This is a genomic window from Streptomyces sp. LMG1-1-1.1 (genome assembly GCF_040815545.1).
Taxonomy (GTDB): domain Bacteria; phylum Actinomycetota; class Actinomycetes; order Streptomycetales; family Streptomycetaceae; genus Streptomyces.
Genome location: NZ_JBFPNH010000017.1, coordinates 71,668 through 86,278, shown reverse-complemented (window position 1 = coordinate 86,278; position 14,611 = coordinate 71,668). Strand labels below are relative to the sequence as shown.

Sequence of the window (14,611 nt, the reverse complement as noted above, 5' to 3'; positions counted from 1 at the left end):
CCACGGCTGATCCCGGGCCTACGGAGCATCGGGGGATGCACATGAACGTGGCTCCGCACCTGATGACCGAGGATCGCGCCGAGTACGAGCGGGTCCTCGACGACGCACTGAACACCGCCCACGCACGTCCGGATCTCGCCGGAGTCGGCAGTCGGCTCACGGTCGCGCAGCTGCGCTCCATGACGCTGAACGCGACCGCTCTGGTCACCACCGCGGCGGCGAGCGAGTACGACCACTTCGTCAAGGTCCGCGAGCAGAACCGCGCGGCCGTCGGCACCCGGACGCCGTCGCCGTACGACCTCGACCGTCCCGGTCCCGGCGCGGGTGTCGCCGCGATCGTCACCGTCATGGTGCCGGTCCTCGCGGGCGCGGCCGCCGTCATCTTCCTGCTGGTCGGGGCGGTCCTGCACGCCGTCGCCCCCACCGTCGCGTTCGGCGCCACGCTCCTGACGGCCGGTCTCGTCTTCGGCTCCGTCGCGGCGGGCGGGCTGCTCTGCGCGGCCGCCGGGCTCCTCCTGACCGCCCTGCGCAACAGCCCGACCGAGGTGGGACCGGCCTCGGCCGCACCGGACGACGAACTCGGCCGCGCCCGCGAGGCCTGGCGTCACGCCCTCCTCGAACGCGGCATCCTGCCCTTCCTCCGTGACGCCCTCGCCGCCACCGCCCCGCCGGACCCGGCCGGACCGCCCGGCCCCTGGGACGACGCGGCCTGACGCGACGGACCGGCCCGCGACTCCCCCGGGGGTCGCGGGCCGGTCCGCGTGCCGGTGCCTCAGTCCGCCAGCGGCAGGTAGACGCGGTTGCCGCTCGCCGCGAACTCCGCGGACTTCTCCGCCATGCCCGCCTCGATCTCCTGCTGCGTGCCGCCGTGCTCACGCCGGATGTCCTGGGAGATCTTCATCGAGCAGAACTTCGGACCGCACATCGAGCAGAAGTGCGCGGTCTTCGCGGGCTCCGCCGGCAGCGTCTCGTCGTGGAACTCGCGCGCGGTGACCGGGTCGAGCGCCAGGTTGAACTGGTCCTCCCAGCGGAACTCGAACCGCGCGTCCGAGAGCGCGTCGTCCCATTCCTGCGCGCCCGGGTGCCCCTTGGCGAGGTCCGCCGCGTGGGCCGAGATCTTGTACGTGATGACGCCCGTCTTCACGTCGTCCTTGTTCGGCAGGCCCAGGTGCTCCTTGGGCGTGACGTAGCAGAGCATCGCCGTGCCCCACCAGGCGATCATGGCCGCACCGATGCCCGAGGTGATGTGGTCGTACGCGGGCGCGACGTCCGTGGTGAGCGGGCCGAGCGTGTAGAACGGCGCCTCCTCGCAGATCTCCTGCTGGAGGTCGATGTTCTCCTTGATCTTGTGCATCGGGACGTGCCCGGGGCCCTCGATCATCGTCTGCACGTTGTGCCGCTTGGCGATCGTGTTCAGCTCGCCGAGCGTGCGCAGCTCGGCGAACTGCGCCTCGTCGTTGGCGTCCGCGATCGAGCCGGGGCGCAGGCCGTCGCCGAGCGAGTAGGTGACGTCGTACGCCGCGAGGATCTCGCAGAGCTCCTCGAAGTTCGTGTAGAGGAAGTTCTCCTTGTGGTGCGCGAGACACCAGGCGGCCATGATCGAGCCGCCGCGCGAGACGATGCCGGTCTTGCGGCGCGCGGTGAGGGGCACGTACGGCAGGAGCACGCCGGCGTGCACGGTCATGTAGTCGACGCCCTGCTCGGCCTGCTCGATGACCGTGTCCTTGTAGATCTCCCAGGTCAGCTCCTCGGCCCTGCCGTCGACCTTCTCCAGGGCCTGGTAGAGCGGCACGGTGCCGATCGGGACGGGGGAGTTGCGCAGCACCCACTCGCGGGTGGTGTGGATGTTGCGGCCCGTGGAGAGGTCCATGACCGTGTCGGCGCCCCACTTGGTCGCCCAGGTCATCTTCTCCACCTCCTCCTCGATGGAGGAGGTGACGGCGGAGTTGCCGATGTTGGCGTTGACCTTCACCAGGAACCGCTTGCCGATGATCATCGGCTCGATCTCCGGGTGGTTCACGTTCGCCGGGAGCACGGCCCGACCCGCGGCGATCTCCTCCCGCACGACCTCGGGGGAGACGTTCTCGCGGATCGCGACGTACTCCATCTCCGGGGTGATCTCCCCCCGGCGGGCGTACGCCAGCTGCGTCACCGCCTGGCCGTCGCGGCCCCGGCGCGGCAGGCGCGGCCGGCCGGGGAAGACGGCGTCCAGGTTCTTCAGCCCGCCACCGCGCGGCGAGGTGTGCTTGATGCCGTCGTCCTCGGGACGGGCCGGGCGGCCCGCGTACTCCTCGGTGTCGCCGCGCGCGATGATCCAGTTCTCGCGCAGCGGCGCGAGGCCGCGACGGACGTCGGTGTCGATGGTGGGGTCGGTGTACGGGCCGGACGTGTCGTACAGCGTCACGTCCTTGCCGTTGGTGAGGTGCACCTGACGGACCGGCACCCGGAGGTCGGGGCGCGAACCCTGGAGGTACCCCTTGTGCCAGCCCGGCGTGCGCTCCTGCCCTTCGGGCCGGTTCTGCTCGGAGGCAGGCGTGCGTGCATCCTGAATGGTCATGAGACCGATCTCCCTACGCCGGCATTACCCGGTAACAGGTTCGGCGGTCGGCGCAGCCTCTTCCCGTACGTGGGTACGGTGATCAGCGCCCTCTCAGCCCGGTGCTCCGAGCTCCCGCGTGTGCAAAGGTGCCACCACGCTAGCGTCATCCCTGGCGTGCTGAACAGTGGGCCTCCGCCGTTCTTGCGATGATCGGCCGGTGACCTCCCCCCAGCAGACCCCCGATTCCCACGACCCGGCCCACTCTTCCGGCCACGGCACGGGGCACGATCCCGGCCCTCCCCACGGGGACGGGCACGGCCACGGGCACCGGCACGGCCCGGCTCACGGACACGGCCGCTCCCACGGAAACGAAGCAGGTCACGGCCCCGGGCACTCCCACGGCCACAGCCACAGCCACGGCCCCGCCGCCCCCGTCTCGCGGCATCTGCGCAAGGTCATCGCCGCCGTCCTGATCCCCTTCGCCACCGCCGTCGTCGTCGGGCTCGTGGTCCTGTGGCCCGGCGGCACCCCGGCGCACGAGCGCACCGGCGTCGGGTTCGACCGGCAGACCGAGCAGGGCAAGGTCGTCTCCGTCGAGCAGGTCGACTGCAAGAGCGTGAACGCCGCCCAGGTCCCGCCGACCGGTGACACCTCCACCCCCGAGGGGCGCGAGGCGCTCGCCGCCCAGCAGGGGGAGTGCGGGAAGGCGACGATCGAGGTCACCAGCGGCCCGGAGAAGGGGCGCACGTTCACCGAGATCGTGCAGCCCGACGCCCCGCGCCAACTGCACGAGGGGCAGGGCGTGGTGGTGGCGTACGCCCCCGACGCCCCGCGCGACCTGCAGTACTCGGTGACGGACGTGAACCGGAAGCTGCCGCTGGCGCTGCTCGCCGGCATCTTCGCGCTCGCGGTCGTGGTCGTCGGCCGGATGAAGGGCGTGATGGCGCTCATCGCGCTCGTCATGAGCTTCCTGGTACTGACGTTCTTCATCCTGCCGGCGATCCTGGAGGGATCGAACCCGCTGGTCGTGGCGGTGGTCGGGTCGAGCGCGATCATGCTGATCGCGCTCTACATGTGCCATGGGCTATCGGCCCGCACCTCGGTCGCGGTGCTCGGCACGCTGATCTCACTGCTGCTGATCGGTCTGCTCGGATCGCTCTTCATCGGCTGGGCGTCGCTGAGCGGCAACACCGACGACAGCACCGGCCTGATCCACGGCCTGTACCCGGAGATCGACATGTCCGGCCTGCTGCTCGCGGGGGTCATCATCGGTTCGCTCGGCGTGCTCGACGACGTGACGGTGACCCAGACCTCGGCCGTCTGGGAGCTCCGCCAGGCCGATCCGGGCATGGGGCCGCGCGCGCTGTACCGGGCAGGCATCCGGATCGGTCGCGACCACATCGCCTCGGTCGTGAACACCCTGGTACTGGCCTACGCGGGTGCCGCCCTCCCGCTGCTGCTGCTCTTCTCCATCGCGCAGAGCAGCATGGGGACGGTGGCCAACAGCGAGCTGGTCGCCGAGGAGATCGTCCGGACGCTGGTCGGGTCGATCGGTCTGGTCGCCGCCGTGCCGCTCACCACGGCCCTGGCGGCTCTCGTGGTCTCGGCCGACCGCACGGACGCCGAAGGCCTTCCGGTCGCCGGTGGCCGGAAGTCCACGGCGGGACGGGGCGGACGACGCCGTCGCGCCAAGTGAGGGCGGGACCTGCCGGGGCCTGGAGTGCGCGTGCCAGGCCCCGCGAGCCCGGCGTGATCGGCACGACGCCCCGTGCGTTCCGGGGTGCCGCCGGCCAGACGGGAGTTTGACGGCAGACTCTAGGCGGGTCCGGCGTTCTCCTCGGCCAGGATGCGGCCGAGCGCGGCCTCCAGGTTGTCCTCGAAGTCGCCGAGCGTGCGTTCCTGGCCGAGCGGCACGAGCTTGTCCGTGCGGTCGAGGAACGCCACCAGCGGCGGTGCGCTGGCCCGGAACAGGGCGCGGTCGCCGCCGACCTGGAGCCGGATGGAGACGTCCGAGAGACCCTCGGGCTCGGTCGGCGCGATGTGCACGTCGCCGTCGCCGCTCGGCCGGTTGATCCCGTCGAGCAGCAGTTCCCTGCCGAACGCCCACGTCACCGGCGCGTCTCCGGGGAGGTGGAAGGTCATTCGCACCGCGTAGGGATCCCTGGCCTCGTATCGCAGCTCTACCGGGATCTTGAAGGAGAGCTCCTCGGAGACGAGGAAGCTCATCAGGACCTCGGCCTGAACCGACTCTCGCATCATGTACCCCGCAGTAGATGAAGCAGTTGTGTAAACACAGCTGCTGAAAGCTGTGACCGAAACGGCCAGGAATGATCCCCCATGGCCCTCTTGACGCAATCGTGCTGTAAGCGATAGCAGATCACAAGGAGTGATTTTTCAGATACTGATAGAGAAAGCGAGCGAGCTGAAGAGCCTTCCGATCTCCGTGCGTAGCCGCTCGACTGCTGGGAGCAACCGTTCTTCCTGGTGGAGGGGGAGTGAAATGGCCATCGCGCCCGCCGCGGAGCCCGCCGTAATGGGGATGGCGGCACAGACCGTGCCGAGCGCATATTCCTGACGCTCCACCAGGGGCTCCATTCGCCCCAAACCACCCAAACGTTCCAAAAGCAGACTCCGGTTACGCACCGTGTACGGAGTGATGGCTTCCACCGGGTGGCGGTCAAGGTGGTCTTGACGAGATTTCAGATCGAGTTGACTCAGCAGACACTGCCCGATGGCATGGGCGTGCGCGGTCTCGCGGAAGTCGGCCCATTCCTCCACGGCGGGGGCGGAAGGAGTGTCGGCGACGGCGACGAGCTCGATCTCGCCCTCGCGGTAGAGGGCGAAGTAGACGGGCACACCGATCTCGTCCCGCCATCGGGCAAGGGAGTCTTCGATCTTGATGCGACGATTCTGCACATCTCCGCCGCCGGCCAGACGGACGGCGGCGTCGCCAAGGACGAACACACCCTTCTCGCGGCGTAGATAGCCTTCGTGCGTCAGGGTGCGGAGCAGGTGGTACGTGGTGGGCAGCGGGAGGCCCGTCTCACGGGCGAGCTGTTTGGCCGGAGCGCCGTCCGCGTGGGAGGCGACGGCCTCCAGGAGTCTCAGCGCTCGCTGCACCGAGCCGATCAGGGTAGGCGCAGCCGTCTGCGTAGCCGTGGCCAAAGGTCACCCCCAGGCGTGACGACGGATGCAGTGCACCCGCCCGCGGGGGCCGCCCCCGCGCGCCCGCCGGGCCAGGGAAACCGCTGGTCAGTACGGGGATCTACGCCCGTAGTCCCCAACACGGCGGAGAGATTCCACTCTAGTGGCAGCCCTTGGGCCCATGCCCTGATTCGACCAGCGCGTTCCCCCGCGCGGGCTAATCCCCACCATCGGCCTCATACTGATCAGTAGCTTGTGCTACCAGTCCTCACGCGACCTGCCGGACGAGCTGAACTTCCGTACGACGTAGATCAGTCCGGCGACCAGGGCGACGAAGAGCAGCACCTTGAAGAGCAGTCCGACCACGAAGGCCAGGACGCTCGTGATCAGCCCGCCGAAGACGAGCAGGGCCAGCGCGGGTATCGCGACCCACTTCACCCACCAGGGCATCCCCGCGAGAATCTCCTGTACGGCCATCGTCCCTACCTCGCTCTCGAAGATCCGTTCCGCGCACTCCGCGCCGAACGTCCTCAAGGCTAGGCGCCGGGAAAGCACCACGGGGGCCCCGCGGCCCCCGCTCTCCCCTGATCCGACCCCTAGGGGCTTCGGCCCCACGACCCTCAGCCGCCCGCACGGTCCCGCGCGTGCTGAGGCAGCACCGACCGCTCCGGGAGGCGTTCCCCGACGTCAGCTCTCCGCCGGGGCGAAGACCACCATCACCCGCAGGTCCTCGCTGATGTGGTGGAACTTGTGCTCCACCCCCGCCGGCACGTAGACCACGCTGCCGCGCGCCACCTGGGTCGTCTCCTCCCCGACGGTGATCGACGCACGGCCGCTCACCACGAAGTACACCTCGTCCTGGCGGTGCGGCTGCTGCGGGTCGAGCGCCCCGGCATCCAGCGCGTACAGACCCACCGACATGTTCCGCTCGCGCAGGAACTGGAGGTACGCACCGTCGTTCGCGGCACGCTCCGCTTCCAGTTCTTCCAGTCGGAATGCCTTCATCGCCTGTCCGCCCCTGCCTCGGCCCGATCTTCTCTGCCACGATCAGACACATGAAGAATTTCGTAGTCAAGACGCTCGCGAACGCGGGCGCCCTCGGAGTCGCCATCTGGCTGCTCCAGGACATCACCCTGACCGGCGACAGCACCGGCAAGAAGGCCCTGACCCTCATTCTCGTCGCCCTGGTGTTCGGGCTCGTGAACTTCCTGGTCAAGCCGATCGTCAAGCTGCTGACGCTTCCCCTTTTCATCCTGACCCTCGGCCTGATCACCCTCGTGGTCAACGCCCTGATGCTGCTCCTCACGTCCTGGCTGGCCGAGCAGTTCGACCTCAGCTTCCACGTGGAGGGCTTCTGGACCGCCGTCCTGGGCGGCCTGATCATCTCCGTCGTCTCGTGGGCGCTGAACGTCCTGCTCCCCGACGGTGACTGAGTGGGGACCGTGACCTACCGCGTCTGCTTCGTCTGCACCGGCAACATCTGCCGTTCGCCGATGGCCGAGCACGTCTTCCGCCGCCACGTGGAAGAGGCCGGCCTCGGCGGGACGGTGGTGGTCGACAGCGCGGGAACCGGAGGCTGGCACGAGGGCGACGGCGCCGACCCGCGCACGGTCACCGTGCTCGAGGAGAACGGCTACACCTCCGCGCACACCGCACGGCGGTTCCGGGCCTCCTGGTTCTCCGCCCTCGACCTGGTGATCGCGCTCGACGAAGGCCACCTGCGGGAGCTCCGCTCACTGGCCCGCACGCCCGAAGAAGCGGCCCGGATACGACTGCTGCGCTCCTACGACCCGGCCGCCGGGGACGGAATCGACGTCCCCGACCCCTACTACGGGGGACGTGAGGGCTTCGAGGAGTGCCTGGAGATGGTGGAGGCGGCGAGCGAGGGCCTGCTCGCCGCCGTCCGCGCGGAACTGGAGGACCGGACAGCATGACCGACACGACATACGGCGACGGCACGCGCGCGGTACGGGCCGGGCTGCCCGAGCCCGTGAAGTACGAACCGACCCTGCCGGGCCCGGTCTTCGCCGCCCACTTCCACCTGCCGGGCGAGCCCACCGGCGGGTACGCGTACGGCCGCGACGAGAACCCCACCTGGACCCATCTGGAGCGGGCGATCGGCGGGTTGGAGGCGCCGGGGGAGGAGGGCGTCGAGACGCTCGTCTTCGCCTCCGGCATGGCGGCGATCTCGGCCGTGCTCTTCTCCCAGCTGAAGGCCGGCGACGTGGTGGTGGTGCCGACCGACGGCTACCAGGCCCTGCCGCTGCTGCACGAGCAGCTGAGGGCGTACGGCGTCGAGGTCCGGACCGCCCCGACCGGAGGCGACGGCCAGCTGGCCGTCCTCGAAGGGGCCCGGCTGCTGTGGATCGAGACGCCCTCCAACCCCGGGCTCGACGTCTGCGACATCCGGCGCCTGGTGCGCGAGGCGCACGCCGTCGGGGCGCTCGTGGCGGTCGACAACACCCTCGCCACTCCGCTCGGCCAGAGGCCCCTCGAACTGGGTGCGGACTTCTCCGTCGCCAGCGACACCAAGGGCATGACCGGCCACGGCGACATCCTGCTCGGTCATGTGAGCTGCCGCGATCCCCAGCGGGCCGCCGAGGTACGGCGCTGGCGCAAGATCGTCGGCGCCATTCCCGGCCCCATGGAGGCCTGGCTCGCCCACCGTTCGCTCGCCACGCTCCAGCTGCGGATCGACCGGCAGTGCTCCACCGCGCTGGCGCTCGCGCAGGAGCTCGCCCGGCGCGCGGACGTCACCGGGCTCCGCTACCCGGGGCTGCCCGACGACCCGTCGCACGCGGTGGCCGCCCGGCAGATGCGGCGCTTCGGCCCGGTGATCTCGTTCGAACTGGCGGACCGGAAGCGGGCCGAGCGGTTCCTTGAGGAGCTGCGGCTCGTGGACGACGCCACCAGCTTCGGCGGTGTGCGCTCCACGGCGGAGCGGCGCGGACGCTGGGGCGGCGACGCGGTCGCGGAGGGCTTCATCCGCTTCTCGGTGGGTGCCGAGGATCCGGAGGACCTGATCGCCGATGTCCTGCGGGCCCTCGACGAGGCCGGCGCCGCCGGCTGAGAGCAGCCCGACGACCTGCGGAACGAGACGCTCCGAGCCTCCCCCCTCGTGGCTCGGAACGCCTCGGTTCCACGCGCGGAGACCGCCTGAACAAGGCTAGTTGACTGTGCGTCAGTGTCCAATCACGGTAGCGACAGCGACCTATCGACTTATTTATAGTTGGACAGTCCTGAGGCGCAGTCAGCCGACCGCGTGAGTCGCACGGCCGCACGGCCGGGAGGGGGCGGGCATGGATCTGTCCCTGCTGCGCACGTTCGTCGCCGTGCACCGGGCCGGCTCGTTCACCCGCGCCGCGGCGCTCCTCGGGCTCTCCCAGCCGGCCGTCACCAGCCAGATCCGGACACTGGAACGGCAGCTGGGCCGACCGCTCTTCCTGAGACAGGCGCGGGGCGTCACCCCGACCACGGTCGGCGACGAACTGGCCCATCGCGCCGCACCCCACCTGGACGCCCTGGTCGAGATCGCCGAGGCCGGCGTCGACGAGCAGGGCGGCGCCCGCACCCTTCACATCTCCGGGCCTCCGGAGTTCACCGCGCTGCGCGTGCTTCCCGCCCTCACGCCGCTGGTCGGGGAGGGGCTCGCCGTGCGGGCCTCGTTCCTCGGGAACACCGAGGAGATCCTCGACGGGCTCGCCGCGGGCCACCATGACCTGGCCGTCACCACCGCCCGTCCTCGTGGCGGCCTGTTCGTCTCCACCCCGCTCTGCGACGAGGAACACGTCCTGGTCGCGGCGGAGCGCTGGGCGGCCCGGCTCTCCCCCGAGGTGCTGCTCGGCAAGGGCTCGGTGGTCCTGGAGCAGCTTCCGGTGGTCGAGGTGCACGAGTCGCTGCCGTTCGTCTCCCGCTACTGGGCCGCGGTCTTCGACACCAAACCGGCGGCCGCCGCGACCGTGATCGCCCCCGACCTGCGGGCCGTCCGGGATTCCGCCGCCTCCGGTGCCGGCCTGGCCGTCCTGCCGCGCTATCTGTGCGAGGAGGATCTGGCGGACGGGCGGCTCGTGGCGCTGCTCGATCCCCCGGTCCCTCCGCTGCGGACCTACTTCCTGGTCGCGCGCACGGGCACGCTCGCGCTGTCTCCCGTCGCGCGGGCTCACGAGGAACTGCTCCGCGCCGCGGCGGGCTGGTGAGTTTCAGGACACCTCGGACGGGCCATTTTCTTCCCATGAACGAACGGCCCATGACCGAACGGCCCGTGATCAAGCGCACCGCCCGCGCCATCCTGCTCGATGGGGACGACCTCATCCTCATCAAGCGCACCAAGCCGGGGATGGATCCCTACTGGCTCACGCCCGGCGGCGGCGTGGAGCCCTCCGACGCCACCGTCGTCGAGGCCCTGCACCGTGAGGTGCACGAGGAGCTCGGCGCCAAGATCACCGATGTGGTGCCCTGCTTCGTCGACACCGTCGAGCACATCGTCGACGGCGGGGTCTCGGGGGTGAAGGTCCAGCACTTCTTCGTGTGCCGGCTCGGTTCCATGGACCCCTCGCTGCGGCACGGCCCCGAGATGGACGAACCCGTCGGCGAGTACGAGATCGTCCGGGTGCCCTTCAGCCGGGTCGGCATCGCCGCCGTCCACCTCGTCCCCCTCTCCCTGCGCCACTACCTCGACGGAAACATCGAGGGCGTCCGCGCGATGCACGCTCCCGACCTGGGGTGAGGCGCCTCGGCCCCGACGTGCCCGCGCCCCTCCGTGCGTCAGCCTGAGGACCGCGCCTCTGCCCAGGACGCCCCCGCGTCCTTCCATGCGTCAGCCTGAGGACGCCGGGGCCAGCTCGGCCAGGAAGTCGTGCCGGATGCGCTCCGACGGGACCCCCGCCCCGCGCAGCACGTCCACGCCCTGCCGGACCATGCCCAGCGGGCCCGAGAGATAGGCGTCGCGTTCGGTCCAGGGGCCGTAGCGGCAGACGGCCTCCGGAAGCCGCCCCTGTTCCTCGGTGACCGGGTGGACGGAGAGCCAGGGGAAGGTCTTCTGGAGCCGCAGCATCGTGTCGATGTCGTAGAGGTCGTGGTCGTGGCGAGCCCCGTAGAAGACATCGACCGGACGCCGGTCCCCGTGCTCGGCCACGTCCTCGACCAAGGCCTTGATCGGCGCTATCCCGGTGCCGCCACCGAGACAGAGCAGAGCGGTGTCCGTGGCGTGGTCGACCGTCATCGAGCCCGCCGGCGGGCCGAGGCGCAGCACGTCCCCGGGGCGGGCCCGGTGGACCAGCGCGTTGGACACCCAGCCGGCCGGGACCGCCTTCACATGGAGGGACAGCAGTCCGTCGGGCCGCGGGGCCGAGGCGAAGGAGTAGTGCCGCCAGGTCCTGGGCCACCAGGGCGTCTCGAGCGTGGTGTACTGCCCGGCGAGGAACGGGTACGGCTGGTCGGGCCGGAGCGTCACGACGGCGACGTCCGGGGTACGCAGATCGTGGGAGACCACCTCGGCGTACCACCAGGCCGGTGCGGCCTGCTCGTTGTCCGCCGCCGCGTCGATCATGATCTGGGAGATCGTCGTGTACGTACGGACCCAGGCCGCCTCGGTCTCCTCGTCCCAGCTCTCCGCCGCGTATCGCAGCAGCGCACCGATGAGCGCCTCGCCGACGGCCGGGTAGTGGTCCGCACGGGTCCCGTACTTGCGGTGTCCCCGACCGAGGTTCTGGAGGTACGCGGTGAGCACCGGTGCGTCGTCCATGTGCTCGGCCGCGGTCAGGAGCGCCTTCAGGAGCCGGTCCCGCTGGGTGTCCATGGCCGCGGGGAACATCTCGCGCAGCTCGGGGTTCCGGACGAACAGCAGGGCGTAGAAGTACGAGGTCACCTTGTCGGCGATGGGTGCGATCTCCGCCAGCGTGCGGCGGACGAGCAGGGCGTCGGCGGAGGCTCCCCCCGGTATCCGGGGTTCGTTGCCCTCCGTCTCCGGTTCCGCCGCGGTCTCGTGCGCCACCCCGGGCTCGATTCGGTCCGCGTGCTCTGCGGCCGTCGTGGTGGTCGGAGCATCCATCATGTGCCTCGCCCTCGCGCTGGCCGGCTTCCGTGCTCGCAGCATGGCCCCTCGGTTCGCCGCGTCGGACGGAAAGCGGAGTTCTCGGGCCATAGAGCCGGGTTTCTGGCTAAGCTGCGCTGTTTCGGACCAGGGCGTAGGCCTCGCGCAGGTCTCCACCGGTGTAGGTGTGGCGGGACAGCCCGGCGAGATGGTGGTCCGCGTTCACTGCCACGGTGTCCGGCACGAGCGCGAACAGCCCGGCGTCGGACATCGAGTCTCCGTACGCGACGCAGTCGACCGGGTCCACGCCGTACCCCGCGCAGAGCTCTTGCGCGATCCGGACCTTGGCCGCGGCGTTGAGGATGCCCGGCCGGTGGATGGGTTCACGGAACGGGACGGACGGCCAGGCCGAACCGTGCACCGTATCGACCCCCCACTCCAGCAAGCGCTGGACGAAGAAGTCGGGCGAGAGCGAGATGACGGCACAGCGGTCGCCCCGACCCCGGATGTCCGCCCAGACCTCACGGATCCCCGCCAGCCACGGAGCCCCTTCGAATGCCGCGGCGACCTGCTCCAGGGTGAGCTCGGCCCACAGGTCCCGTGCCCGCACGGCGAACTCGTCCGGCGTGAGGCCCTCCAGGAAACCCCGCTCCAGGGCATCGATCTCCTCGACGAGGTCCAGCTGCCGGGAGATCTCGACCGCTGCGGCCGACCCGCGGATCAGAGTGCCGTCGAGGTCGAAGAGGTGCAGTCGCCGTGGGGAGGGTTTCACGTGAAACATCGTCCGATGTGCCACGGGACGGAAGCAACGCCCCCTCGGGATATCGGCCGGATCCGGTAAAGCAGTGGACGGAAGATCGCCGCTTCGGACAGCCTGAAAGGTATGCCGACCTCCCCCACGCCCCTCGCACAGCTCCCCGTCCGGCACCTCACCTCGGACGACCTCCTCGCCTGCGCCGACCTCTCCGAGAACCGGGGATGGCCGCGTGAGGAGCACAAGTGGGGATTCCTGCTCACCGCCGGCACCGGGTACGGCATCGACGACCCCTCGGGCAAGGGACTGCTCGCCTGCTGCGTGGTCACGTCCTACGATCCCGGGCTTGCGGCGATCGGGATGGTGCTCGTCGCCGAGCGGTACGCACGCCAGGGCGTGGGACGCCGGCTCATGCGACACGTCCTGGCGGAGGCCGGCGACACCGCGCTCACCCTGCACGCCACACCGAACGGACAGCCCCTGTACGAGGAGCTCGGCTTCACGGAGACGAGCCGGGCGGAGATGGTGTGCGGGCGCTTCACGTTCACGACGCCCGCTCCCGCCGTTCCGGTCCGTCCGGCGACGGCGGAGGACCTCCAGGCGATCCTGCGACTGGACCGCGAGGTCTTCGGCCTGGACCGCACCCACGTCCTCACCAGGCTCCCCGCGTTCGCGGACCACCTCCGGGTCGCCGAGGAGGACGGCGAGATCACGGGCTTCGCGGCGGCCTGGCCCAACATGGACACCCATGTCGTCGGCCCCCTGGTCGCCCGGGACACGGGTACGGCGCAGGCCCTCATCGCCTCGCTGGCCGCGGCCACGGACCGGCCCCTGCGGACGGACATCGACGTGCGCCATACGCCCCTGCTGCGCTGGGTGAAGGAGAACGGCATCGACTCCGTCGCCTCCAACGCTGTGATGGTCAGGTCACTGCCCGACCTCCCCGGCGACTGGCGACGCCGCTTCGCACCCCTGACGGTCGCGGCCGGATAGCCCGGCGGGCCCGGGTCTCGCCCTGCGGGCCAGGGTGCTGTCGGGCCAGGACACTGGCGGGCCAAGGGCCCCGCCAGGCCGGGCGCCGGCGACCAGACCCGGTAGATTTACTTGCACACGCGCATTATTGCGTCAGATCGTCTACCCTGGTCGAGAGCCGCTCCGCCGCCCAGGAGAGACCGAGGAGAGACCATGACCGCCACGGACCCCGCACTCACCGCGCTCTCCCAGCGCTGGTGCGCCCTCTCCTTGCTGCACGGCCGGATCGAGTCCCACATCGAGCGCGCACTGGAGTCGGGGCACGGTCTGAGCGTGCGGGAGTACTCGCTCCTCGACGTCCTCAGCCGTCAGCACAGCGGCCCGGGCGGCCACCTCCAGATGAAGCAGGTGGCCGACGCCGTCGTGCTCAGCCAGAGCGCCACCACCCGGCTCGTCACCCGGCTCGAGGATCGCGGCCTGCTCACCCGGTACCTCTGCGCCACCGACCGGCGCGGCATCTACACCGATGTCACCGAGGCCGGCCAGAAGCTCCTCGAGGAAGCCCGCCCGACCAACGACAGCGCACTCCGCGAGGCCCTCGACGAGGCGGCGAAGAACCCGGAGCTCGCCCCGCTGGTCCAGGTCGTCGAGGGCGTGAGCGTTCCCGCCTGAGCCGGGGAAGCCCGACGACCGGGCGTACGCTGCCGGGCATGAGCGATCTTGACATACGCCCCGCCACCGCAGACGACCTCCCGGCCATCGTCGCCATGCTCGCCGACGACCCGCTGGGCGCGCAGCGGGAGTCCCCCGACGACCTCACCCCGTACCTCACGGCCTTCGAACGCCTGGCGAACGACCCTCACCAGCACGTCGTCGTGGCCGTCCGTGGCGAGAAGGTCGTCGGAACGCTCCAGCTCACGGTGATCCCGGGGCTCTCCCGCCGGGGCACGACCCGCTCGATCATCGAGGGCGTCCGCATCCATGCCGACGAACGCGGCAGCGGCCTCGGCACGCAGCTCATCGAGTGGGCCGTCGAGGAGTCCGGCCGGCAGGACTGCCGGCTGGTGCAGCTGACCTCCGATGTCACCCGCACCGACGCCCACCGCTTCTACGAGCGGCTCGGCTTCGAGGCCTCCCACGTGGGCTTCAAGAAGAGCCTCTGAGGCCGGCA

General features: G+C 70.5%; 17 protein-coding genes. 10 read left to right on the top strand and 7 right to left on the bottom strand.

Annotated features, from left to right (window positions below):
• Positions 1–35 precede the first annotated feature (35 nt).
• Complete coding sequence (locus tag MRBLMG1_RS08430; protein ID WP_367822294.1) at positions 36–713, top strand: hypothetical protein; 678 nt, start codon at positions 36–38, stop codon at positions 711–713.
• Positions 714–772: 59 nt separating this feature from the next.
• On the opposite strand, the gene thiC is transcribed toward MRBLMG1_RS08430, so the two are convergent.
• On the bottom strand, positions 773–2,557 hold the full coding sequence (gene thiC, locus MRBLMG1_RS08425; RefSeq protein ID WP_367822292.1) for a phosphomethylpyrimidine synthase ThiC: 1,785 nt from the start codon (positions 2,555–2,557) through the stop codon (positions 773–775).
• A gap of 199 nt (positions 2,558–2,756) precedes the next feature.
• Here thiC and MRBLMG1_RS08420 point away from each other — a divergent pair, with 199 nt between their 5' ends.
• Positions 2,757–4,235, top strand: a complete 1,479-nt coding sequence (locus tag MRBLMG1_RS08420) for a YibE/F family protein (protein WP_414721512.1) — start codon at positions 2,757–2,759, stop codon at positions 4,233–4,235.
• Between the two features lie 119 nt (positions 4,236–4,354).
• Here the strand turns inward: MRBLMG1_RS08420 and MRBLMG1_RS08415 are convergent, their stop codons facing one another.
• From MRBLMG1_RS08415 to MRBLMG1_RS08400, 4 genes are all read right to left on the bottom strand, one after another.
• Positions 4,355–4,795, bottom strand: coding sequence for an SsgA family sporulation/cell division regulator (locus tag MRBLMG1_RS08415; protein ID WP_367822402.1), 441 nt, complete (start codon positions 4,793–4,795; stop codon positions 4,355–4,357).
• Positions 4,796–4,933: 138 nt separating this feature from the next.
• A complete protein-coding gene (locus MRBLMG1_RS08410) occupies positions 4,934–5,704 on the bottom strand; it encodes an IclR family transcriptional regulator (RefSeq protein WP_200146643.1) in 771 nt (256 codons plus the stop codon).
• 237 nt (positions 5,705–5,941) lie between these two features.
• Positions 5,942–6,160, bottom strand: coding sequence for a DUF5326 family protein (locus tag MRBLMG1_RS08405; protein ID WP_367822288.1), 219 nt, complete (start codon positions 6,158–6,160; stop codon positions 5,942–5,944).
• A 210-nt stretch (positions 6,161–6,370) separates the two neighbouring features.
• Positions 6,371–6,688: a cupin domain-containing protein gene (locus MRBLMG1_RS08400; RefSeq protein WP_367822286.1), complete on the bottom strand. Its 318-nt coding sequence runs from the start codon at positions 6,686–6,688 to the stop codon at positions 6,371–6,373.
• 50 nt (positions 6,689–6,738) lie between these two features.
• Here MRBLMG1_RS08400 and MRBLMG1_RS08395 point away from each other — a divergent pair, with 50 nt between their 5' ends.
• From MRBLMG1_RS08395 to MRBLMG1_RS08375, 5 genes are all read left to right on the top strand, one after another.
• The gene (locus MRBLMG1_RS08395) at positions 6,739–7,116 is read left to right on the top strand and encodes a phage holin family protein (RefSeq protein WP_367822285.1); all 378 of its coding nucleotides are present in this window, start codon (positions 6,739–6,741) and stop codon (positions 7,114–7,116) included.
• 9 nt (positions 7,117–7,125) lie between these two features.
• Positions 7,126–7,617, top strand: coding sequence for a low molecular weight protein-tyrosine-phosphatase (locus tag MRBLMG1_RS08390; protein ID WP_367822400.1), 492 nt, complete (start codon positions 7,126–7,128; stop codon positions 7,615–7,617).
• Entirely contained in the window at positions 7,614–8,753 is a 1,140-nt protein-coding gene (locus MRBLMG1_RS08385) for a cystathionine gamma-lyase (protein WP_367822283.1), read from the top strand. Before MRBLMG1_RS08390 ends, MRBLMG1_RS08385 begins: the two co-directional genes overlap by 4 nt.
• A gap of 229 nt (positions 8,754–8,982) precedes the next feature.
• Positions 8,983–9,879 carry a LysR family transcriptional regulator gene (locus tag MRBLMG1_RS08380; RefSeq protein WP_367822281.1) on the top strand — a complete coding sequence of 299 codons (897 nt, stop codon included), beginning with the start codon at positions 8,983–8,985 and terminating at the stop codon, positions 9,877–9,879.
• A 50-nt stretch (positions 9,880–9,929) separates the two neighbouring features.
• Complete coding sequence (locus tag MRBLMG1_RS08375; protein ID WP_367822398.1) at positions 9,930–10,409, top strand: NUDIX domain-containing protein; 480 nt, start codon at positions 9,930–9,932, stop codon at positions 10,407–10,409.
• Positions 10,410–10,499: 90 nt separating this feature from the next.
• Here MRBLMG1_RS08375 and MRBLMG1_RS08370 read toward each other — a convergent pair whose 3' ends face one another.
• Both MRBLMG1_RS08370 and MRBLMG1_RS08365 read right to left on the bottom strand, forming a co-directional pair.
• The gene (locus tag MRBLMG1_RS08370; protein ID WP_414721511.1) at positions 10,500–11,777 is read right to left on the bottom strand and encodes a globin domain-containing protein; all 1,278 of its coding nucleotides are present in this window, start codon (positions 11,775–11,777) and stop codon (positions 10,500–10,502) included.
• Positions 11,778–11,841: 64 nt separating this feature from the next.
• Complete coding sequence (locus MRBLMG1_RS08365; protein WP_367822277.1) at positions 11,842–12,495, bottom strand: HAD family hydrolase; 654 nt, start codon at positions 12,493–12,495, stop codon at positions 11,842–11,844.
• A gap of 102 nt (positions 12,496–12,597) precedes the next feature.
• Between MRBLMG1_RS08365 and MRBLMG1_RS08360 the strand changes: the two genes are divergently transcribed.
• From MRBLMG1_RS08360 to MRBLMG1_RS08350, 3 genes are all read left to right on the top strand, one after another.
• Positions 12,598–13,461, top strand: coding sequence for a GNAT family N-acetyltransferase (locus tag MRBLMG1_RS08360; protein WP_367822275.1), 864 nt, complete (start codon positions 12,598–12,600; stop codon positions 13,459–13,461).
• A 192-nt stretch (positions 13,462–13,653) separates the two neighbouring features.
• Positions 13,654–14,112, top strand: coding sequence for a MarR family winged helix-turn-helix transcriptional regulator (locus MRBLMG1_RS08355; protein ID WP_367822273.1), 459 nt, complete (start codon positions 13,654–13,656; stop codon positions 14,110–14,112).
• Positions 14,113–14,150: 38 nt separating this feature from the next.
• Complete coding sequence (locus MRBLMG1_RS08350; protein WP_367822271.1) at positions 14,151–14,603, top strand: GNAT family N-acetyltransferase; 453 nt, start codon at positions 14,151–14,153, stop codon at positions 14,601–14,603.
• The last annotated feature ends 8 nt before the right edge of the window (positions 14,604–14,611 follow it).